Source organism: Wolbachia endosymbiont of Nilaparvata lugens (assembly GCF_007115045.1).
Classification (GTDB): Bacteria; Pseudomonadota; Alphaproteobacteria; order Rickettsiales; family Anaplasmataceae; genus Wolbachia.
Window position 1 is genome coordinate 247,442 of record NZ_MUIY01000002.1, and the last position, 20,789, is coordinate 268,230.

The 20,789-nt window shown below is 34.3% G+C and carries 19 protein-coding genes and 1 pseudogene; 6 read left to right on the forward strand and 14 right to left on the reverse strand.

Translation table 11 applies throughout. From position 1 onward, the window contains the following. The first annotated feature begins 47 nt into the window (after positions 1-47). The 6 genes from ndk to folD all read left to right on the forward strand — a co-directional run bounded on the left by ndk (position 48) and on the right by folD (position 4,818). Positions 48-467 carry a nucleoside-diphosphate kinase gene (gene ndk / locus BWZ41_RS06835; RefSeq protein ID WP_143689877.1) on the forward strand — a complete coding sequence of 140 codons (420 nt, stop codon included), beginning with the start codon at positions 48-50 and terminating at the stop codon, positions 465-467. Between the two features lie 120 nt (positions 468-587). Beyond that, positions 588-1,766, forward strand: coding sequence for an aspartate aminotransferase family protein (locus BWZ41_RS06840; RefSeq protein WP_143689878.1), 1,179 nt, complete (start codon positions 588-590; stop codon positions 1,764-1,766). 68 nt (positions 1,767-1,834) lie between these two features. Continuing rightward, positions 1,835-3,112, forward strand: a complete 1,278-nt coding sequence (locus BWZ41_RS06845; protein WP_143689879.1) for an HlyC/CorC family transporter — start codon at positions 1,835-1,837, stop codon at positions 3,110-3,112. A gap of 9 nt (positions 3,113-3,121) precedes the next feature. Next, positions 3,122-3,379 carry a DUF2312 domain-containing protein gene (locus tag BWZ41_RS06850; RefSeq protein WP_143689880.1) on the forward strand — a complete coding sequence of 86 codons (258 nt, stop codon included), beginning with the start codon at positions 3,122-3,124 and terminating at the stop codon, positions 3,377-3,379. Next, the gene (locus BWZ41_RS06855) at positions 3,372-3,947 is read left to right on the forward strand and encodes a UbiX family flavin prenyltransferase (protein WP_017532227.1); all 576 of its coding nucleotides are present in this window, start codon (positions 3,372-3,374) and stop codon (positions 3,945-3,947) included. The genes BWZ41_RS06850 and BWZ41_RS06855 overlap by 8 nt, the downstream gene beginning before the upstream one ends. Beyond that, positions 3,931-4,818, forward strand: a complete 888-nt coding sequence (folD, locus tag BWZ41_RS06860; RefSeq protein ID WP_143689881.1) for a bifunctional methylenetetrahydrofolate dehydrogenase/methenyltetrahydrofolate cyclohydrolase FolD — start codon at positions 3,931-3,933, stop codon at positions 4,816-4,818. Before BWZ41_RS06855 ends, folD begins: the two co-directional genes overlap by 17 nt. Positions 4,819-4,917: 99 nt before the next feature. On the opposite strand, the gene BWZ41_RS06865 is transcribed toward folD, so the two are convergent. From BWZ41_RS06865 to BWZ41_RS06935, 14 genes and pseudogenes are all read right to left on the reverse strand, one after another. Continuing rightward, positions 4,918-5,601 (reverse strand): cell envelope biogenesis protein OmpA, encoded by a 684-nt coding sequence (locus tag BWZ41_RS06865; RefSeq protein WP_143689882.1) that lies wholly within the window; start codon positions 5,599-5,601, stop codon positions 4,918-4,920. Positions 5,602-5,711: 110 nt separating this feature from the next. Beyond that, positions 5,712-6,320 (reverse strand): hypothetical protein, encoded by a 609-nt coding sequence (locus tag BWZ41_RS06870; protein WP_241653964.1) that lies wholly within the window; start codon positions 6,318-6,320, stop codon positions 5,712-5,714. Between the two features lie 108 nt (positions 6,321-6,428). Beyond that, entirely contained in the window at positions 6,429-8,888 is a 2,460-nt protein-coding gene (gene leuS / locus BWZ41_RS06875; protein ID WP_143689884.1) for a leucine--tRNA ligase, read from the reverse strand. Positions 8,889-8,892: 4 nt separating this feature from the next. Continuing rightward, complete coding sequence (locus BWZ41_RS06880; protein WP_143689955.1) at positions 8,893-9,483, reverse strand: murein hydrolase activator EnvC family protein; 591 nt, start codon at positions 9,481-9,483, stop codon at positions 8,893-8,895. Between the two features lie 52 nt (positions 9,484-9,535). Then, positions 9,536-9,862, reverse strand: a complete 327-nt coding sequence (locus BWZ41_RS06885) for a MerR family transcriptional regulator (RefSeq protein WP_063630780.1) — start codon at positions 9,860-9,862, stop codon at positions 9,536-9,538. Continuing rightward, positions 9,859-10,158, reverse strand: a complete 300-nt coding sequence (locus tag BWZ41_RS06890) for an integration host factor subunit alpha (RefSeq protein ID WP_063630779.1) — start codon at positions 10,156-10,158, stop codon at positions 9,859-9,861. Before BWZ41_RS06890 ends, BWZ41_RS06885 begins: the two co-directional genes overlap by 4 nt. Before the next feature lie 38 nt (positions 10,159-10,196). Then, positions 10,197-11,393, reverse strand: coding sequence for an MFS transporter (locus tag BWZ41_RS06895; RefSeq protein ID WP_143689885.1), 1,197 nt, complete (start codon positions 11,391-11,393; stop codon positions 10,197-10,199). 1,096 nt (positions 11,394-12,489) lie between these two features. Then, positions 12,490-14,424, reverse strand: a complete 1,935-nt coding sequence (gene uvrB / locus BWZ41_RS06905; RefSeq protein ID WP_006015133.1) for an excinuclease ABC subunit UvrB — start codon at positions 14,422-14,424, stop codon at positions 12,490-12,492. 86 nt (positions 14,425-14,510) lie between these two features. After that, on the reverse strand, positions 14,511-15,272 hold the full coding sequence (locus BWZ41_RS06910; RefSeq protein WP_143689956.1) for a cytochrome c1: 762 nt from the start codon (positions 15,270-15,272) through the stop codon (positions 14,511-14,513). Further along, complete coding sequence (locus BWZ41_RS06915) at positions 15,272-16,498, reverse strand: cytochrome b (protein ID WP_143689886.1); 1,227 nt, start codon at positions 16,496-16,498, stop codon at positions 15,272-15,274. Before BWZ41_RS06915 ends, BWZ41_RS06910 begins: the two co-directional genes overlap by 1 nt. Before the next feature lie 130 nt (positions 16,499-16,628). After that, positions 16,629-17,798: an ankyrin repeat domain-containing protein gene (locus BWZ41_RS06920; protein ID WP_143689887.1), complete on the reverse strand. Its 1,170-nt coding sequence runs from the start codon at positions 17,796-17,798 to the stop codon at positions 16,629-16,631. Positions 17,799-18,056: 258 nt separating this feature from the next. Further along, on the reverse strand, positions 18,057-19,097 hold the full coding sequence (locus BWZ41_RS06925) for an ankyrin repeat domain-containing protein (protein ID WP_143689888.1): 1,041 nt from the start codon (positions 19,095-19,097) through the stop codon (positions 18,057-18,059). 247 nt (positions 19,098-19,344) lie between these two features. Beyond that, positions 19,345-20,437 (reverse strand): annotated as a pseudogene (locus BWZ41_RS06930) (ankyrin repeat domain-containing protein). 95 nt (positions 20,438-20,532) lie between these two features. Further along, positions 20,533-20,784: a DnaJ domain-containing protein gene (locus tag BWZ41_RS06935; protein WP_236607909.1), complete on the reverse strand. Its 252-nt coding sequence runs from the start codon at positions 20,782-20,784 to the stop codon at positions 20,533-20,535. Positions 20,785-20,789: the final 5 nt, after the last annotated feature.

A 20,789-nucleotide genomic window follows, 5' to 3' on the forward strand; every position in this document is an offset into this window, starting at 1 on the left:
AAAATTCTCAATAAAGTAAATATACGATCTTAATATAAGGAAATGATATGGCAATTGAGAGGACACTTTCGATATTAAAACCTGATGCAGTAAAAAATAATATTACAGGTAATGTAAATTCTTACATTGAAAAATCTGGACTAAAAATTATAGCACAAAGAATGATGCTGTTGACAAAAAAACAAGCAGAGCTGTTTTATGAAATTCATAAGGATAGGCCTTTTTTTGAAGAGTTGGTGGAATTTATGACTTCTGGGTCTGTGATAGTTCAAGTTTTAATTGGTGAAAATGCAGTCAGTAAATACAGACAAATCATGGGTGCTACAGATCCAAAACAGGCAGATAAAGGCACAATTAGGGGTGATTTTGCTAATGATATTAGTGAAAATAGAGTGCATGGTTCTGATAGTCTAGAGAATGCTCATAGAGAAATAGCTTTCTTTTTTGCTGAATGTGAATTGGTGTAGTTTTACTTTTTTACATATTAAATTTCTGAATTTTATGTTGAGCTGTGGAATATTAGCCCAATTTTTAGTTTACGCAATATTAAGGGAAAGCTTTTTCATGCACTATAGATAATATTTAAAATGGATCATGTTGTTAACGCTTATAATAGATCTGAAGCTTCTATAGTTAGAGGAGAAGGAGTATATCTCTTCGACAAGGATGGTAAAAAATATTTAGACTTTGCTGCAGGAATTTCTACAATCTCTCTAGGGCATTGTCATCCATACATTACAGATAAACTGAAGGAGCAACTCGATTCATTGTGGCACTGCTCTAATATTTTTACTATTCCCCAGCAGGAAAGGCTTGCTCAGCGTTTAACAGAACTTACCTTTGCCGATAAAGTTTTTTTCTGCTCAAGTGGACTTGAAGCAACAGAAGCTGCAATTAAATTTATTCGCCGCTATTTCTACTTAAATGGACAAGAAAAGCGCAGTCACATCATTACAATTGAAGGAGGGTTTCATGGCCGCAGTATTGCTGCAATTTCCGCTGGGGGAAATGAAAAATCACGCGAAGGTTTTGCTCCACTCCTTTCTGGTTTTGATAAAGTTCCAAGAAATAACATTGAAGCATTAGAAAAGAAAATCAATAGCGAAACAGCTGCCATATTTTTAGAGCCCATACAAAGTGAAGGAGGAGTACATCCATTGGACGTAGAGTATCTTAAAAAAGTAAGAGAGATAACAAAAGCTCAAGGAATAATTTTGTGCTTTGATGAAGTGCAATGCGGATATGGAAGGATTGGCTCTCTATTTTACTATCAAAATATAGGAGTTGAACCTGATATGCTCACTTGTGCGAAGGCTATGGGTAATGGATTTCCTCTGGCTGCATGTTTAGTAAAAGGTTATATAGCAGAAGCAATCACTCCAGGAACTCATGGGTCAACTTATGGAGGTAATCCACTTGCTATGACTGTTGGTAATGCAGTACTCGACGTAATGCTAAAGGAAGGCTTTTTTGACCATGTTAAGAAGGTCAGTAAATATCTAAAAGAAAAGTTGTTGCCTTTGACTGAAGAATTTCCGAAGATCGTTTCAGAAGTTCGTGGGGAGGGTTTATTGATAGGGATAGAGCTTAGAGTACCTTTGGCTGATAAAATTGTTAAACAATCTCTTGACAAAGGCTTAATAATGACTAAAATTTTAAATAATAGGGTAATAAGAATAACTCCTCCACTTGTTGTTGAGAATATGCATGTGAATGCAGTGTGTGATATATTTCATGATTTATTTTTTTATATTAAAGATATATAGACTTGCAAATGCTTCTTACAACATATAAAATCAACTCTGTTTCTATATCGCAATAACGTCATACTTTAATGGATTGGTTATTGATTTCAGTATTGTCAGCAATTTTCTTCTTGTTGATTTTATCGTTTTTATTCTCAGGAGCAGAAATAGGGTTAACCTCAATTAGCCGATCCCGAGTGAATAAACTAAAGCTAGAAGGTAACAAAAAAGCCAAGATAATAGACCGCTTGTTAAATACAAAAGAATTGACAATAGGAACAATATTACTATGCAATACAATTATTAACATTACTTGTTCCGCTTTATTTACAGCAATATTTATACATTTTTTTGAAAGTGAAGGCATCTTTCTTTCAACATTCATGATGACGTTTTGTATTTTGCTATTTTGTGAAGTTTTGCCAAAAACTTACGCCATGCAAAATCCTGAAAAATTTACATTACTTTCTGCTTATTTTATGCTGTTTTTTGTCAAGATTCTTTCTCCATTGACATTAGGTATTCAGTTTATTGTCAATCTCATTCTGAAGTTATGTGGGCTTCATAAGAATAGGGAGGTAATATCTGCAGCAGATGCGATGCGTAATATGATTACTCTTCATCGCAGTGAAGGAACTATGTTACAACAGGATTTAGATATGCTAAGTAGTATACTTGATTTGGCTGAGACGGAGATATCGCAAATTATTACCCACAGGAGAAACTTATTTTCTCTTGATATAGATCGAAACAAAGAAGAGTTAATAAAAGAGATTTTGACTAGTAGTCATAGTAGGGTACCTTTATGGCAAAAAGAACCAGATAACGTTGTCGGAGTGGTTCACGTAAAAAATCTAATAAATGCCTTACGTGAAAAGGGTGATAAAATAGATATTACCCAAGTTATGTCAAAGCCTTGGTTTATACCAGAAAGTACACCGCTTAGTGTGCAACTTCACAACTTTCGTAAAAATAGGAAACACCTTGCATTTGTTATTGATGAGTATGGAGCGTTGCAGGGAATTGTAACTCTTGAGGATATACTGGAAGAAATAGTTGGAGAAATTGCGGATGAACATGATTTGATCACAGACAATTTTATAAAAAAGATATCCGATAATATGTATCACATAGAAGGAAAATCTACTATTAGGGATATTAATAGACAGTTACATTGGGATCTTCCTGATGAAGAAGCTACAACTCTAGCAGGTATGATTGTAAACGAGATAGAGCGCATTCCTGAAGAAAATGAAGAGTTTTCCATGTACGGTTTTTACTTTAAGATTTTAAAAAAAGATAAAAATATTATTACTATGATTGAAGTACAAGTAAAAACTGATAATACTGTAGTAGCAATTAATTAGTTGGGTTCTATGGAAGATACAGTAAAAATAACAGCTAAAGATTTGAAGAGCTATATAGAGAGAATCGAAAAACTTGAACAAGAAAAGAGGGATGTGCAAGATCACATTCGTGATGTATATGTAAAAGCTGCAGATGAAGGCTGGGATATAAAAGTGATGAAACAGATTATTAGGCTAAGAAAGATGGATGATGATGACAGGGAGGAACAGGAAATATTACTTGATACCTACAAACGTGCATTGGGAATGAATTACGAAGGTGAATAGTAGGATTGTAATTGGAATAAGTGGAGCATCTGGTTCTATTTACGGTGTACGGATTCTAGAGGCACTAAAAAATACCAATCATGAAACTCATTTAGTGATCAGCAGTGCTGGAAAAATAACTATAGCTCATGAGATTAAAGAAAAACTTGAAGATATTACATCACTTGCAGACTTTTACTATTCTGAAGAAAAAATAGGAGAAAAAATAGCAAGCGGCTCATTTAAAACCTCAGGGATGGTTATTGCTCCATGTTCTATGAAAACAATGTCTGAAATAGCATCGGGAGTAACCTCCAATCTATTAACAAGGGCTGCAGATGTAACTCTAAAAGAAAGAAGAAAATTAGTTCTTATGGTGCGAGAATCTCCACTACATCTTGGACATCTCCGAAATATGTTAAAACTAACGGAGATGGGAGCAATTATTGCTCCGTCGATGCCTGCTTTTTACATTAAACCAAAATCTTTGGATGATATTGTAAATCATTCTGTTGGTAAAGCATTGAATTTATTTGATATTGCATTACCTGACTTCAAGGAGTGGCAAGGAAATGTCAATTATTATTAACGGTAAAAAAATAGCAAATGATCTCTGTGAGGAGCTATCAAAAAAAATTGATATTTTAAAGAAAGAGTATAATGTTTTTCCTTGCTTAAAAGTAATCCTCGTAGGTAGCAATCCAGCAAGTCAGGTCTATGTTCGTAATAAACAAAAAAAAGCAGAATCAATAGGCATAAGTTCTGAAACTATTGTTTTGCCTGATAGTATCTCAGAAGACGAATTGATTGAAAAAGTTAATACATTAAATGAAGATTCATCTGTGCATGGAATTTTAGTGCAGTTACCTTTACCAAAGCACATCAGTGCAAGCAGAATAATTAATACAGTAAGTGTTGAAAAAGATGTAGATGGCTTTCATGATGAAAATGTTGGCAGGTTAGTTAAACGTGAAAAAAATTGTCTGATACCTTGTACTCCCAAAGGTTCTTTGCATTTAATTAAGTCAGTTGAAAATAATCTGTCCGGTAAAAATGCGGTAATCATTGGCAGATCAAATATTGTGGGTAAGCCAATGTTTCACCTATTGTTGCAAGAAAATTGCACTGTTACCATCTTGCATTCACAAAGTAGGGATTTAGCTGATTATTGCTCTAAGGCGGATATAGTAGTTGCAGCAGTTGGAAAGCCAAATTTTGTTCAACCAGATTGGATAAAAAAAGGTGCAATAGTGATTGATGTTGGCATAAATAGCATTAACATAGGAAGTCAAAGTAAGCTTGTGGGTGATGTTGACTTTGAGGGAGTAAAAGAAAAAGTCAAAGCTATTACTCCAGTGCCTGGTGGAGTTGGCCCGATGACAATAGCATTTCTTATGATAAACACTGTAGTTGCTGCTTGCTTACAGCGGGAAGTTGATCCTTCTGATTTTATTGCTTAAGGTTTAGCTTAATGTTAGCATAAACAGAATACCTTTGCAAATAGCACATATATAGCACCGAGCATACAACTGTGTATAAGGATTCAAAGTGTTCATAGCTTAAAAATTATAACGTATACCTATTTCTATGATTGCATCTGGTTTTTTCATCGGTGGTTTAAAGCCACTTAATTGACCACTTGCAGCAATAGCAACTGTGCCAACTATCTGCGGAATAATTTCACAATCAACACCTAACTTTACTTTATAGGAAATAGCACTCAGTATTTTATCTAGTGTTTCATTTTGAGATGTATCTGCATTACCAAGACCAAAAGATGGTAATATTCGAATATATCCACCCATTCCTATACTAACATATAATTTAATAGGATCAATTTCAAGATCAGGATAGTAAAGGTAATTTGCCAATAAACTAGCTCCTACTTTTCTTTTTGCTTTATCAGTTATATCACTTATGTCAGCAAGAACCTCAAGTTCAAACTTAGAATTTTTGTTATGATGATAACCAAAGACAACGTTAGGGTTCAATTTAAAGCTTTCACCCCATCGAGTCCCAAAGTTTAAACCTACATAGTAATGATCTTCGTACTGGTCTTCATATCGATCTTCGTATTGATCTTCATAATGATCTTTATGTTGATCTTCATAATGATCTTTGTACTGGTCTTCATACCGATCTTTGTACTGATCCTCTAACTCACTTGTACCATTACTAGCTGTACTTGCTAAAGCAATCAACACAGCGAACACTTTCATCGTTCTCATATAATTCATACACATTACTTCCTTAAAACAGACTGGAATAAGTGTTCAAACATGCTAGCAGCAAGTTTTGAGCATTGCTTGTGGTTACACCTAAACATTAAAAATGTACTCAATGTTATCCAGCATTAAAAATTATAGCGTACTCCTACTTCCAGCATTGCATCTGGCATTTGTTTTGCTTTTAGACCACTCAGTTGCCCGCCTACGGTTAAAGCAGCTGTACCAACTATCTGTGGAGCAATTTCATAATCAACACCAACCTTCAGTTTGTACGAAATAGCACCCAGTATTTTATCTAGTGTTTCAGCGCCAACAATCTCAAAAGGATATACTTGTAGATGTCCTCCTAAACCTCCACTGACATATAGTTTCACAGGATCAATGTCAACGTCAGGATAATAACGGTAATTTGCTAATAAACTAGCTCCCATTTTCTTTACTTTATCTTCTTGTGTTAATCTTCCACCTTCACCTACAACTTTACCTCCAAACATATCACTTACGTCGGTGAGAATCTCAAGTTCAAACTTAGAGCTTTTATCATAATTATAACCAAAAACTAAGCCAGGTTTTATTTTTAATCCGGTACCCCATCCACCACCAAAGTTTAAACCTGCGTAATACTGCTCTTTTGCACTATTACTAGCTACTTTATTACTAGCTGCACCTGCTAGAGATGAAGTGAGCAAAACAGCTAAAACACACAATCCTTTTATTTTCATATAACTACCCATACAAAAAAATATATAATGCACAAGTATATATCATTTATATTAAAAAAGATATAATTTCATATTAAAAAAAGAATACCTACGAAATTAGCGACATGCTACTCAAAATTTTTATATAACTATGTTTACTATCTTATTTGGTACAGCATATATAGTGCGAATTTTGCTTTGATCGATTTTGTTAGATACAGAATCTGTTGCTATTTTCTTCAATTTTTCTTGAGGTAAATCAGTTGCCACTTCAATGGTCGCACGTAACTTTCCATTGATCTGCACTGCTACAGTCACCATATTATCAATTAGTAGTGATTCATCAGCTTTTGGCCAAGGCTTTAGATATAGCATACCTTCGCCTCCTATTTCTTGCCATAAATTTTCAGCCAGGTGTGGCATGAATGGCTCAATTACTCTGATTAGTATGCATATACCTTCATCAATAAGAGATTTTCCAGTTTTTACGTCTATTTCAGCTATTAAATTTGTCATTTCACGAAACTTTGCTACCACACAGTTTAATCTGCAGTTTTCCAAGTCATCTGTAAGTCCTTGCAATAGTTTATGGATTTTTTTTCTGTACTCTAGGAGTTTACCTACAATGTTTTCATTATCATAGTGTATGTTTACGGGCCTAAGTTGCACTACCATACGCCACAATTTATTTATGTAGCGAAAACAACCTTCCACTCCATCATCAGACCATTCCATATCTTTTTCCGGAGGAGTGTCAGATAATACAAACAAACGAGCAGTATCAGCACCGTATTTTTCTATGATAAAGTTTGGGTCAACTGTGTTCTTTTTCGACTTGCTCATCTTTTCGACTTTTCCAACTTGGATCTTAGTACCCTTCGCAATCAACTCTTTTGCTTCTTCGGGAAAGAGCCATTTGCCATTCTCATCTTTATAAGTTACATGACAGACCATTCCTTGAGTGATTAAAGTAGAGAAAGGCTCTTTAATGTCAAAATAGCCACATTTAGTTAAAGCACGGCAGAAAAACCTTGAGTAAAGCAAATGTAGAATTGCATGTTCTATTCCACCTATGTAATAATCAACAGGCATAAAACGATTACAAGTATCTTTATTAATCGATTTATTTTCACTGCAAAATGCAGCAAAATACCAAGAAGATTCAAAAAAAGTGTCAAATGTATCAGTTTCACGTTCTGCTTGCTTTCCGCACTTTGGACAATCAACAAATTTCCAGGTTGGGTGCTTGTCCAGGGGATTACCACCACTTGTAAATTCTACATCCGTTGGTAGAACAACAGGGAGGTCTTTTTCTGGAACTGGAACAATTCCACAATCTTTACAATATATAACAGGTATAGGACATCCCCAATAACGTTGCCTTGAAATTCCCCAATCATGCAAACGGTAGTTTACTGTTTTTTTGCTTATTCCTTTTTCTTCAAGCTTTTTAATGATTACTTCCTTTGCCTCATTAATCATTAGTCCGTTTAAGAATTCAGAATTGAACATCACTCCATCACCGAAGTACGGTTCTTTTAAGATCTCTTTGGTCTCTTCACAAACTACAGGAATAATCGGTAAACCATACTTCTGTGCAAATTCAAAATCACGCTGATCATGTGCAGGGCAACCAAAAATCGCACCTTCTCCATACTCCATCAACACAAAATTCGCTATGTACAGTGGCAACTCTTTATCAAGAAATGGATGTTTGACATTTAATCTTGTGTAAATCCCGATTTTTTCATCATTCTCCCCCTTTGCCTTCACACTGTTGATAAAGCCTTGTATGTCTTCGTCCTTAAGGTCTTGTACAATAGGGTGCTCTGCTGCTACTGCAAGAAAAGAAGCTCCAAATAAAGTATGAGGAGAAGTTGTAAAAATCTTTAATTTCTTATTCAGGCCAACTATTTCAAAATCTATAGTTGCCCCTTCAGATTTTCCTATCCAGCGCTCTTGCATAGTTTTGACTTTTTCTGGCCAATTTTTTAAACTTTGCAAACAATGAAGCAAATCTTCAGCAAAATCAGTAATCTTTAAAAACCACTGAGATAACTTACGTTTTTCAACAACTGCACCTGATCGCCACCCTTTTCCATCAACTACCTGCTCATTTGCAAGCACTGTTTGGTCCACTGGATCCCAATTAACCCACGACTCTTTTCGATAGGCAAGACCATGCTTTAAAAAATCCAGAAAAAATTTCTGTTCGTGTTTGTAATAATCAGGCGCGCATGTGGAGAGCTCACGATCCCAATTGTATGAAAGACCTATAGATTTTAGCTGCGCGCGCATATTATCTATATTATCTTGTGTCCATGCTGCAGGGTTAATGTTATTGTCCCTTGCTGCATTTTCAGCTGGTAATCCAAACGCATCCCAGCCAATTGGATGCAAAACCTCAAATCCACGAGCTCTCTTGTAACGTGCTATAACATCTCCTATTGCATAGTTACGCAGGTGCCCCATATGAATCTTACCAGATGGATATGGAAACATTTCCAACACGTAACATTTCTTCTTTTTACTATTTTTGCTTACAGAAAAATCCCACTTATTTTGGTAGAATTTTTCAACGTTTTTAAAATCATATTTCATAAATTCAATCACAGTTTATATGTATTAAAGGATCGACTACTTGACCATTATGCCGTATTGTGAAACACATCTGCGGATCTTTATCTTGTGTGCTTGATTTACCTGCAGATCCAATTACTTGACCTTGTTTTACTTTATCACCAATTTCAACTTGTATGTTTTTTAAGTAGGAGTACATAGTCATGTAATTATCTTTATGTTCCACTATAATTAAATTTCCGTACCACCTCAGGCCTTTGCCTACGTATATTACTTTGCCAGGTGCAGAAGCAATAACCTTTGTTCCACTTTGAGCAGTAATTTTTATGCCATCTTGACATATTTTATCAGAAGAGATAACTGCACCTTTAACCGGTATTACAAATTTACACATGCTTTGTGCATTATTGTTATATACCTTATCTACGAAGGCTTTTCTACTTTTTTTTTGCAGCGAAGAATCAACATTTTCTTTAATCAAATGATACTCCCTTGTGTACTCTAGGTCTCTTTTTCCATAAAATTCTTCGCCTTTAAGTAGTACAGGTGCAGGCTTTTGCAGGCCACAGCTTATCAGTATTGCTGATAATATAAAGAACAAGGCTATACGACACATAAACTTATCTCTAGATATATCAACTTTCACGAAACTTTATAGTGTTTTCCGTCTATTTATTACTTTCTTCATTTATTTTATCAGTCAAATAGTCTCTTAAATCGGTAAGTTCTTGCAACAAATTTCTTGAATAATGGTCAATTCCTACATCGTTACCAAATTCCTTTTGTACTCCTTTTATTGTATATCCTTTTTCATATAGCATATATTTTATTTTCTTTATTGCCTCTATACACTTATGATCATATAGTCTTCTTCCCTTCCGTTTTATGGGTTTAATTTGATGGAATTGACTTTCCCAGAATCTTAAAACATGCTGCTCCAAATGTAGTTCTTCAGCTACTTCTCCAATTGTGTAAAATAATTTTTCCTTATTCATCGGTTATTTATTAATTTCTTCATCATTTTTGAAGGTCTAAAAGAAATTGATTTTCTCGCTTGAATTACTACCCTTTCCAATGTCTTTGGTATATTTCCTGGTCTTTCTTTCTTGTTTTTAACCAAAAATGTTCCAAATGAAGATATTTTTACTATCCCATCCTTTGCTAAGCTCGTTTTTATCTCATCCAATATATCATCTATTATTGCAATAGAGTCTTCTTTCGATAATCCAATTTTCTGGTTTATACATTCAGCTATTGTTGCCTTAGTTACTGTTGTGTCTTTTGTTGTCATAATTTATTATAGTATGTTAATATAATATAACAGTCGACTCAAGATTCAGCTACTTTATTTTTATAGTATGTTTCTTTTGTAGCATAATTAAAAATACTAGCAAATGTTAACATTGCAAATATTGTGAAAATCGCCATTTGATGATCTGAAAAAAGTGCTAAAATTGACACTAAAATTCCACTCATAACAAACATAAATCCATTGATAATGGATGATGATGTGCTAATATACTTCTGCTCAACAATCTCACTGCCAACAGTAAAATTAAGCATATGTCCGCCTGCAAAAAAACCAAACATTAACATACAAAAGTATATAATATGAACTGTTAAATTGCCGTATAGTAAAATAATAACTGAAATACCTTGCAATATGGCAAAAGCAGAGATTACGTGCCTTCTATTTTTAAATAGATTTGAGATTAAATCTGCAATTGGAGCACCAACTGCAAGACCAAGCCACAATATTGCAGTTGCCACACCTAACTCCATTGTATTTAGTTCTAAGTTGCTTAGTAACCTTGGTGCCCACAGCATATTAAGCGCTAAAAATGTTCCAAAAGTAATAGCACCTACTACTGAAGTTATCCAGATATCTCTTAATTTTAGCACCGTTAGTATAGAACATATTACTGTTTTTATAGAGCTTTTTATTGTGCATTTTTCCAAACTTTTTTTTGAAAGTCCTTTCGGATAAAAAAACATAAGTACAAATATCGATACGCCAAATAATATTACGTATACAATCAAATTCTTCCAATCCATACCTTCAGCAAGGAAGCTAGAGAACAACATTTGAATCATCAAAGCTGAAAGACTTGAAATTGTCTGCACTAGTGAGAACATCAGTCCAAATTGGGTAATGGGAAAATATGTGCTACTTATATGAGCAGCTCCAACAAAACCAAATGATGCTCCAATTGCAATCAAGAATTGAGATAAAATTAGATGGACAAAACTGTCACTACTAATAAGGATAAAAAACCCAAAGATCATAATCGATAATGAGAGAAAATAAATTTTTTTGCTGGAAAAAACATTAAACATTGCCCCACTAAAAAATTGTGAGATAGCAAAAGTCCAAGTATATGCTGAATTAACCAGTGCAACTTGCGCAATCGTGATCCCAAGTTCTTTTTCAAGATCCACACTTATAAAGGTGTAGATTATTTGCATATTGCTGAATATAACAATTAAGTTGCTGATCAGCCAAATGAACCAAGCTCTACTTTTCATAAGTTTATTTTATAAGTAATTCATTGAGAATCACCCCCTTTTTAGGCGCTGATTACTGTTAAAACAGTTGCAATTATAGATTATATAAAAGCTATGAAACAACAAATTTGTTGTGAGATTTTAATTGTTAGAATCTGTATATGATCTCAAAAAAAGAATAGATTTTTGCTTTTTATCCCCTGTTATAAAGGAGTATACAGCGTACGGTGAAAGGCATGGGTAAAGATGATATAATTCCAACAAGAGAGATACCCTTCAGATCATCTTCCATTGAATGTAATGGTTGATATCACAGTTGAACAGCACAAGCAAAGACAATTAGAGTTATAAAATCTTGTTTAATACACATTAAAGTGGACCTATGTTTTGCCACTCAGAACCTGTTTTGAAAGGAAAAAAAAGAATAAAGCAAGAAATAGGAGGGTAACAAGTGATATAAGTTACAAGGCTAAATGTTGCACAAGGAGCAATAGGGAGAGCAAAAACATAACAATTATTAATGCGATAAAATATATAATGAGGAGTAATTGCTGGTGCTAACCTTTAATATAGTTATGCAAGAGGCCTAATTTAAAATATTAACGTAAAAAATTGCTTCCATATATTTTAAATCTGATTATAATCACAGTTAGAGATATTTTAAGAGCTCAAAATCTATCTTTGTCTGCAGACTGTTCAGTCAAATTTTTAATCAAAAAGCGTAGCGTATCTTCTTTAGTGCATATCTGTTGTATGTGTGCTGCACTTTTTTCTAATCTTTTTTACACAGGGGGATTTTATGTCCAGAATTCCAGATACTTGATCTTTACTTTAGCTAAAAAACAATAGGCGCCTATAGTTTAACGCTAATTAAAATAAAAACTTTTCTAATATATAGAAGAATTACAAAATCACTGTTTACTGAAAACGGGGCAAGAAAGCTGCTAATGTTACAGAATTTTAGGTAAACTTGACGTATAGTGTGCTCTCCTTACTTCAAGAACTCTTTAATATTTAACCACTTAAGTCCTTTCAAGATATGTTCTGAGATAATAGTTTTTCAAATCTTTGGTAAATCAAAGTCAGCTTAACTATTAATCATTTATCTTTTTTCTAGTTATGTAACGGGTCTGTTATTAAATTTTTCAATAATACCTTTTATTTTTGCCGCCTCTTCAAACTCTAAATTTTCAGCATGCTTCAACATTTGCTTTTTCAAACTATTTAGATCATTCTTACTAAAATTCTCAACTACCACTTTTTCCTGTAAAGTATTTGATATAGGCTTTATTATAGTTTTTGGTACAATATTATTCAGTGTATTATGCTCTGTCTGTTTCTTTCTTCTCCTTTCAGTTTCTTTCAGTGCACGATCCATAGAATTAGTAATTTTGTCTGCATATAAAATTACTCTGCCTTCAACATTGCGTGCAGCACGACCTATCGTTTGAATGAGCGAAGTCTCTGATCGTAAAAACCCTTCTTTGTCAGCATCTAAAATTGCAACCAGCCCACACTCGGGAATATCAAGACCTTCCCGCAACAAGTTAACGCCAACAAGAACATCTATTTCTTTAGATCTTAATTTGCATATAATTTCAATTCTTTCCAGTGCACCAATATCTGAGTGTAGGTAAGTTACTTTCATACTGAGCTCACTCATATGCTCAGCTAGCTTTTCAGCCATTTTTTTTGTCAATGTGGTAATTAGAATACAAAATCCTTTTTTTATTGTTACTTGCGCCTCGTGAATCACATCATCAACCTGACTCTCTGTTGGTTTTATGGTGCAGATGGGATCTGTCAGTCCTGTTGGGCGGATAACTTGCTCTATGAATGCGTGGTTAGTCTTTTCTAACTCATATTTTCCTGGAGTAGCCGAAACGTAAATAGTCTGGGGCCGTATTGCCTCCCACTCTTCCAATTTTAATGGACGGTTATCAAAAGCAGAAGGTAGCCTAAACCCATAATCTATCAATTTCTTTTTACGTGCTTCATTACCGCTATACATTGCACCTATCTGGGGAACGGTTACATGGCTTTCATCAACAAATAAAATTACATCTTTAGGTAAATACTCAAACAATGTAGGCGGTGGATCTCCGGCTTTCATTCCATAAAGATAACGCGAATAATTTTCAATACCTTTACACACTCCCGTTGCCATCATCATTTCAATATCAAAATTAGTACGCTGCTCAAGGCGTTTTGCTTCAACAATTTTGTTCTGTGAATAGTAATAATCCAGGCGTTCATGTAGTTCTTTTTTAATCAGTTGAACTGCTTGCAAAAGAGTCTCACGTGATGTAGCGTAATAGCTATTTGGAAAAATGGTGACTTTATCTATGCGTCTGATAATATTGCCGTTCATGGCATCAATCTCAGAAATTTCTTCTATTTCATCACCAAACAATGATAAACGCCAAGCTTTATTTTCATAATAGGCAGGAAATATATCAATAATATCGCCGCGCACTCTGAAATATCCTCGCTCAAATCTGACATCAGAACGTTTATATTGGAGATTAACTAAATTATTCAGAAAGTCATTAACATGAATCTTATCTCCAGCACTTAAAGTCAAGGTCATGCTGAGATAGCTCTCAGGCGAACCAAGACCATATATACAAGAAACACTTGCAACTACAATCGTGTCCCTACGCTCCAAAAGAGAGCATATAGCAGAATAGCGTAGCATATCAATTCTTTCATTTATTAAAGAGTCTTTTTCAATATAAGTGTCAGTTTGTGGTGAATAAGCCTCAGGCTGATAATAATCATAATAAGAAATGAAGTATCCAACAGCATTGTGGGGGAAAAATCCTCTCATCTCCTCGTAAAGCTGTGCCGCTAAAGTTTTATTATGCGCCATAATTAACGCAGGCCTGTTTGTTCTTGCAATAACATTTGCCATAGTGAAAGTTTTTCCAGAGCCAGTAACTCCAAGCAAAACCTGATCTCTTTTTTTGTTATTTAGTCCTTCAACTAAACTATCTATTGCTTGTGGTTGATCCCCAGCTGGCTGAAAATTTGTAACTATTTGAAATGCCATAATCCCTATACTTTCATAATATATTTATCATTACATAATACACATGATATTCTGAGTAAGGTATAAAAACGAGCGTAAATGAAATTCTATTTTCCCTTTTTATAGAGTTTACTCCAAACTCTATTGTTAGTAAGAACAAAAAACACCGTCAAAATTATAAAATATGTCACTATTTTTAGCCCAAGTTTATGTCGGCGCTCCAGTTCTGGCTCTGCTGCCCATTGTAAGAAATTTACCACATCATATGCCATATTTTCAACTGTGGCTTGCCTTGCACCATCATATTCTACCATTCCTTCAGAAAGCGGTGGGGCCATAGCTAACCTACCTGTTGAAAAATATGGATTAAAATATAAACCGTTCTCATCATGTTCACCATTTTGATAACCAATTAGTAGTGAATAGACATAATTTGCACCATCATGTCTCGCTTTGACAATTAATGATAAGTCTGGTGGAATTGCACCATTATTACTTGCTGCAGCTGCTTCTTTTGTATCAAAAGGTGCAATAAAATAATCCGAAGACACTCCCGGCCTATCAAACATTTCACCCAAATCATTTGGACCATCTTTCACTTGATAAGAGGCTGCAATTTGTTTTACATCCTCTTCAGAAAAACCAACATCTTGCAAATTACGAAACGCTATTCTATTCATTGAATGGCAAGCAGCACAGACTTCCTTGTATACTTTATAGCCACGCTGAATTGACTCTCTATCGAAAGATCCAGTAATTCCATCAAAACTCCAGTCGATTTTCTTATTTGGTAAAGGTTTAAACTCCTCTGCAGATAAAGAATTAGTGAGAAATAATATACAAAATACAGCAACTTTAACCAACAGCATCACTTCATCTCCGGAACGGAATCGCTTATTGTTTTTGGTAATCTTTTTGGTTTCTCATACTTACTAAGTAAAGGTAAAATTATCATAAAATATGAAAAATAATAAAGAGTTGAAAGTCTACTTAAAGTAATGTAAGGCTCTTTAACTTCCTGCCCCCCAAGCCAAGCAAGAAATGCAAAATTTATTGCAAAAACCAAAAAAAATTTCTTAAATAATGGGCGATAAGCACCACTTTTAACTTTTGATTTATCAAGCCAAGGCAAAAGAAACCAAACTAAAATAGATCCAAACATGGTAAGTACACCAATAAGCTTATTTGGAATTGAGCGCAACATTGCATAAAAAGGTAGGAAATACCACTCTGGTACTATGTGTACTGGAGTTACCATAGGATCAGCTTCTATATAATTATCAGGATGCCCAAGATAATTAGGGGCATAAAAAACAAATCCAAACAAAATTATAAAAAATAAACCAAAAGTTATGCAGTCCTTTGCTATATAATAAGGGTAAAAAGGAATAGTGTCCTTACCTGACCTGACTTCTATTCCACTTGGGTTATTAGAGCCAAATCTATGCAGAGCAACAACATGCAACATAGCTAAAGCAATAATAATGAAAGGAAGAAGATAATGAAGTGCAAAAAAACGATTGAGCGTTGGGTTATCAACGGAAAAACCACCCCACAACCATATAACTATTTTATTGCCAATTAAAGGTATGGCTGAAAATAAGTTAGTTATAACTGTTGCACCCCAAAAGCTCATTTGTCCCCATGGAAGAACATATCCCATAAAGGCAGTTGCCATCATTGCAAAAAATATAAATATGCCAATAAACCATACCATTTCTCGCGGTCTCTTATAAGATCCGTAATATAATCCACGCATGATATGAACATAGACCACCATAAAGAAGAGTGACGCCCCAACAGCATGAGTATAACGTATCAGCCATCCATAACTTACGTCACGCATTATACGCTCCACACTATTAAATGCATGATCAACATGCGGAGTGTAGTGCATGGCAAGAAATATACCTGTTATTATTTGTAAAATCAGCGCTATACCAGCTAAAGAACCAAAGTTCCAAGCATAATTTAAATTTTTTGGTACTTGATAAGAAGCAGTATGTTTTAGAAAAGAAAATATAGGCAGTCTATACTCTATCCAACCTAATATACCTTTTTCTTCTGTTATTTCTTTCTTGCTATCATCTTCCATAACTTAAAGTTTTTTCATCTTAACTCATTTTATTGTAACAACTTACCTACAACGCACAATAAAAAGTTTAATTTAAATAATAGATTTCACGAAAACAAGCACTCAGACTTGAGTGCTTGTTTTAACTGATTTAGAGGGACTTTTGATGACATACACCTTTAGATATTGTGAAGTTGCTCAGTGAGCTTTCAGGATACTGATAAAGTTTGTCACACTTGCTAAGTGCCATCTTGACATCTCTTTCTAGAGAATTAAGTTTTCTTTCTTTAACCTGTCTTATCGTTAAAAGTGAATCATCCAGTGGCATTGAATATCTTTCCCCTGTGAATTTACTTATTGCTATAGCAGTTAGGAGAACTGTTCCATTACAGTCAATTTGTGAAGAACCAATAGGGCTAACAGCCAAGTGATCAACAGATTGCTGTGCAGGAGGTAAGGCAGGAGCACTGCTGAACAAGCTACTGATGGTAGTAGTTATCCCACTAAATATACTATTAATAAAAGAGGAAGGTTTTACTGCACTACTTGGTGCAGGAGTAATATCTTCTGAGTTTACATTGGCACTCTCTGCCTCTGCAGCAATTTCTTTTATCGTTTTACCTGGATAAAATAACTTAACATAATCTGATGGTGTCTCGTTCCTTATATCTTTAACATTATCAATATCAGCACCATTACCGTATAACAATTTTATCATTTCAGGGCGTTTTGATCTAATAGCTAAATATATAGGTGTTTGCCCCTGTTCGTTTTTAACATTGACATCAGCACGATATTCAATAAGAAGCTCAACTATTCTTGAGTAGTTTTTTTCAATAGCAGCATGTAGGCATGAATTTTGTGAATAAGCAAGAAGATCAAATTTGCCATTTGGGCTAGCACCATGTTTAAGTAAGACCTCAACTTTTTCCGGACTATTTTCATCTATAGCCCAGCCTACAAGAGTGCGTTTTTCACCAGCATATGAAAAATAACCACTAATGCTAGCCTTTTTATCGATTAGAAGCTCTATCATTTCTGTGGTGCCCTTTGTAACAGCATAGTATATAGGAGGCACACGAAAAAAGTCCTCAATATTAACATCTGCGCCATTCTCAATTAAAAAACCCATCATTTCTAAATCTTGTTTACTAACAGCAATCGATAAGGGTGAGTTACCATTTCTATCTTTAGAGTTAATAACGTTAGTAGTATGTGTCTTTCCTTCTCTAATATACTCCTCAGCTTTTTGAAAATCACGTTCCTTTACTGCAGAACGTAGCCCATCTCTCCATTTTTCAACTTCTGTTTTTGTAACCATAACCCCTCCTAAAGGATAAAATTTTTACCTTTATACCACATAATTTGGGCATATGCTAGTAAAGTTTATATGTAAAATTAAAAAAAATTTACAACGTAAAAGATTGTTATTTCATCACGTGCTACATTTAGTTTTTGTACAAAATACCATAAGCCTCCTTAATTTACTTAAATTTCGTAGCAGCTTATTCCCAACATATAAGAGCTTAAACTTAAAGAGGAGTATACGAAAATAAGCACTGAAATTTGAGTGCCTATTTTAAAGAAATTTTTGATGCATGCTTTTAGATATTGTTAAGTTGCTTAGTGAATTTCCAGGACATTGATAAAGTTTTTCACACTTACTCAGTGCTGTCTCGAAGTTTTTTTCTATAGTGTTAAGCTTTCTTTCTCTAATTTCTTCTATTGTGAGAAGTGAATCTTCTAGTGGGCTTGAGTATTTTTTTCCTGTAAACTTACTTATTGCTACAGCAATTAGCAGAATTGTTCCATTACAATCAACTCGTGAAGAACCAATAGGGCCACCATCTAGGTGGTCAACAGATTGCTGTGCAGGAGGTGAAGCAGGAACACTCCTGAATAAGCTACTGAATGTAGCAGTGGTTACCCAATTAAATATACTATTAATAAAAGAAGAAGGTTTTACTGCACCGCTTAACACACTTGTACTATTATGATAGCTAGAGTGATTACTAGCTTCTATTACCTTAGGATTTGCTCTAGAAGCTAATGTCTGACAATTAACTTCTTTATCAGCACATTTTAATGTAGATATTATTTTTTGCCTTGTATTACTAGTACATATAGATTTTGGATCATCTCCAACAACATCTAGTGGTATTCTACCACCTGCATCTCTTATATAAACATTAGCATCATGCTTGATAAGAAGTTCCACCATTGCCACTTGGCAATGGAAAGACGCTAAGTACAAAGGCACCTTACCAGTTATATCTTGCAAATTGATCTGAGCATAACGACTAAGTAGAAGCTGTCCTGCATCTTCTCTGCCATATTCAGCAGCGACGTGCAATGCAACTCTCAAACTTTCACTACTAGCAGCATTAACATTGGCACCGTTATTAAGCAAAAACCTCAATATATTGAAGCTATTTTCTTTCACAGCAAAACTTATAGGTTTCATACCGTATCTTTCACCAGTAAAAACCCTACTTTTTAAATTCATGTTCACTGCACCTTTGATACATATGTTAGCTTTTAGAAGACTATGCTCCTCTATAGCAACAAATAACTCATCTATAAAGATCTCAATCTGTATATGTTCTTGTATCTCGTTCATTAAGTACCTCCTAAAAGAGAATGCTCCCGACTTTGTATCACACAATTTAGTATGTGCAAGTGAAATTTACAGAAAAATTTCAATAATTAAAAATTAGGTCTTCCAACAATCTATCATTTTAATTTTCGTACAAGACATGCTGAGCTTCTTTATTCAAAATTTTTGGTTCTTGATAAAAAGCAATATGCTTTAGAAAAGGAAATAAGGGATAATAAGCACTCTAATTAGAGTGCTTATTTTAACTGATTTAGAGGGACTTTTGATGCATACCTTTAGATATCGTTAAATTACTTAATGAACTTTCAGGACATTGATAAAGTTTTTCACACTTACTCAGTGCTGTCTCGAAGTTTTTTTCTATAGTGTTAAGCTTTCTTTCTCTAATTTCTTCTATTGTGAGAAGTGAATCTTCTAGTGGGCTTATTTTTTCCCTGTGAACTTTCTGATCATTACATCAGTTAGTAGAACTGTTCCATTAAAATCAACTTGTGAAGAACCAATTGGGCTACCATCTAAGTGGTCAACAGATTGCTGTGCAGAAGGTAAAGCAGGAGCACTGCTGAATAAGCCACTGATGGTGGTAGTGGTTACCCAACTAAATATACTATTGATAAAAAAAGAAGGTTTTACTGCGCTGTTTGTTAGATCTGGAGTATCACCAGCTTCCAATCCTATCTTAGTATTTGCTCTGGTGGAGGCTAAAAAAGGATTCGCTGTACTACTTGCTGCATCTGTGGCATCACCAGCTTTTAGTTCTACCTTAGTATTTGTTCTAGCAGAAAGTAATAGTTCTGTACAATTATTTTTATGAAATCTTAATACAGCTAAGAATATTTTTTTTATGTCACAGCCATCACTGCAAAGACTTTCATAACCTGGAATAACCTCAAATGCTATTTTGCCATTTGCACTGCTAATATTAAGATCAATAGCTTTATTATTGAGCAGAAAATTAGCGATATCTAATCGACAATAAAAAAAGGCTAAGTGTAAAGCCGTAAAACCTTGCATTACTTGGGAATTGGTACTACTAGTACAATGATATATCATTTCTTTTATTTTTTTTTGCTATTCATGGCAGTAACGTGCGAGTAAGGAACAAGACATCCATCACTAACAATATTAATATTAGCATTATTTTTAAGCAAAAACTTCACTATCTCTAAGCTATCTCTATAAACAGCAAGATGTATAGATGCCATACCATCTTTTTTACCATTAATAATCTCTTTTTCTTTATTTATATATCTTGCCTTTTTAACATATCTTTTAACTTTCTTAATATTAAGCTCATCTATAGCCGCAAATAAATTCTTTCTCAATCTCTCAAGTTTTTTCATCAAATACCTCCTAAAGAATAATGTTTCCGGCTTTGTATCATGCAACTTAATATGTGCAAGCAAAATTTACAGAGAAAAATTTCAATAGTTAAAAATTAGGTCTTCAGCAATCTATCACGTGCTGCGTTTAACTTTTGTGCAAAATATTCCGATCCTCCCTTGTCTGGATGGACCAGTTTCATTAAATTTTGGTATGCCTTATTGATTTCATTTTGGCTTGCCTCGGAATTCAGCCCCAGTATTTTTAATGCTTCATCTTTGGACATATTATCACCAGTGTAATTTTTGGTGTAACTTTTACTGCTGTTAAATTCGTTCAAAAACTTACTTAATATAGAGTTCATCATAAAAC

Excerpts from the sequence above, each read along its gene's own strand:
- ndk (WP_143689877.1), top strand. The coding sequence starts at position 48 with ATGGCAATTGAGAGGACACTTTCGATATTAAAACCTGATGCAGTAAAA.
- BWZ41_RS06840 (WP_143689878.1), top strand. The coding sequence starts at position 588 with ATGGATCATGTTGTTAACGCTTATAATAGATCTGAAGCTTCTATAGTT.
- BWZ41_RS06845 (WP_143689879.1), top strand. The coding sequence starts at position 1,835 with ATGGATTGGTTATTGATTTCAGTATTGTCAGCAATTTTCTTCTTGTTG.
- BWZ41_RS06850 (WP_143689880.1), top strand. The coding sequence starts at position 3,122 with ATGGAAGATACAGTAAAAATAACAGCTAAAGATTTGAAGAGCTATATA.
- folD (WP_143689881.1), top strand. The coding sequence starts at position 3,931 with ATGTCAATTATTATTAACGGTAAAAAAATAGCAAATGATCTCTGTGAG.
- BWZ41_RS06865 (WP_143689882.1), bottom strand. The coding sequence starts at position 5,601 with ATGTGTATGAATTATATGAGAACGATGAAAGTGTTCGCTGTGTTGATT.
- BWZ41_RS06870 (WP_241653964.1), bottom strand. The coding sequence starts at position 6,320 with ATGGGTAGTTATATGAAAATAAAAGGATTGTGTGTTTTAGCTGTTTTG.
- leuS (WP_143689884.1), bottom strand. The coding sequence starts at position 8,888 with ATGAAATATGATTTTAAAAACGTTGAAAAATTCTACCAAAATAAGTGG.
- BWZ41_RS06880 (WP_143689955.1), bottom strand. The coding sequence starts at position 9,483 with ATGTGTCGTATAGCCTTGTTCTTTATATTATCAGCAATACTGATAAGC.
- BWZ41_RS06885 (WP_063630780.1), bottom strand. The coding sequence starts at position 9,862 with ATGAATAAGGAAAAATTATTTTACACAATTGGAGAAGTAGCTGAAGAA.
- BWZ41_RS06890 (WP_063630779.1), bottom strand. The coding sequence starts at position 10,158 with ATGACAACAAAAGACACAACAGTAACTAAGGCAACAATAGCTGAATGT.
- BWZ41_RS06895 (WP_143689885.1), bottom strand. The coding sequence starts at position 11,393 with ATGAAAAGTAGAGCTTGGTTCATTTGGCTGATCAGCAACTTAATTGTT.
- uvrB (WP_006015133.1), bottom strand. The coding sequence starts at position 14,424 with ATGGCATTTCAAATAGTTACAAATTTTCAGCCAGCTGGGGATCAACCA.
- BWZ41_RS06910 (WP_143689956.1), bottom strand. The coding sequence starts at position 15,272 with ATGCTGTTGGTTAAAGTTGCTGTATTTTGTATATTATTTCTCACTAAT.
- BWZ41_RS06915 (WP_143689886.1), bottom strand. The coding sequence starts at position 16,498 with ATGGAAGATGATAGCAAGAAAGAAATAACAGAAGAAAAAGGTATATTA.
- BWZ41_RS06920 (WP_143689887.1), bottom strand. The coding sequence starts at position 17,798 with ATGGTTACAAAAACAGAAGTTGAAAAATGGAGAGATGGGCTACGTTCT.
- BWZ41_RS06925 (WP_143689888.1), bottom strand. The coding sequence starts at position 19,097 with ATGAACGAGATACAAGAACATATACAGATTGAGATCTTTATAGATGAG.
- BWZ41_RS06935 (WP_236607909.1), bottom strand. The coding sequence starts at position 20,784 with ATGATGAACTCTATATTAAGTAAGTTTTTGAACGAATTTAACAGCAGT.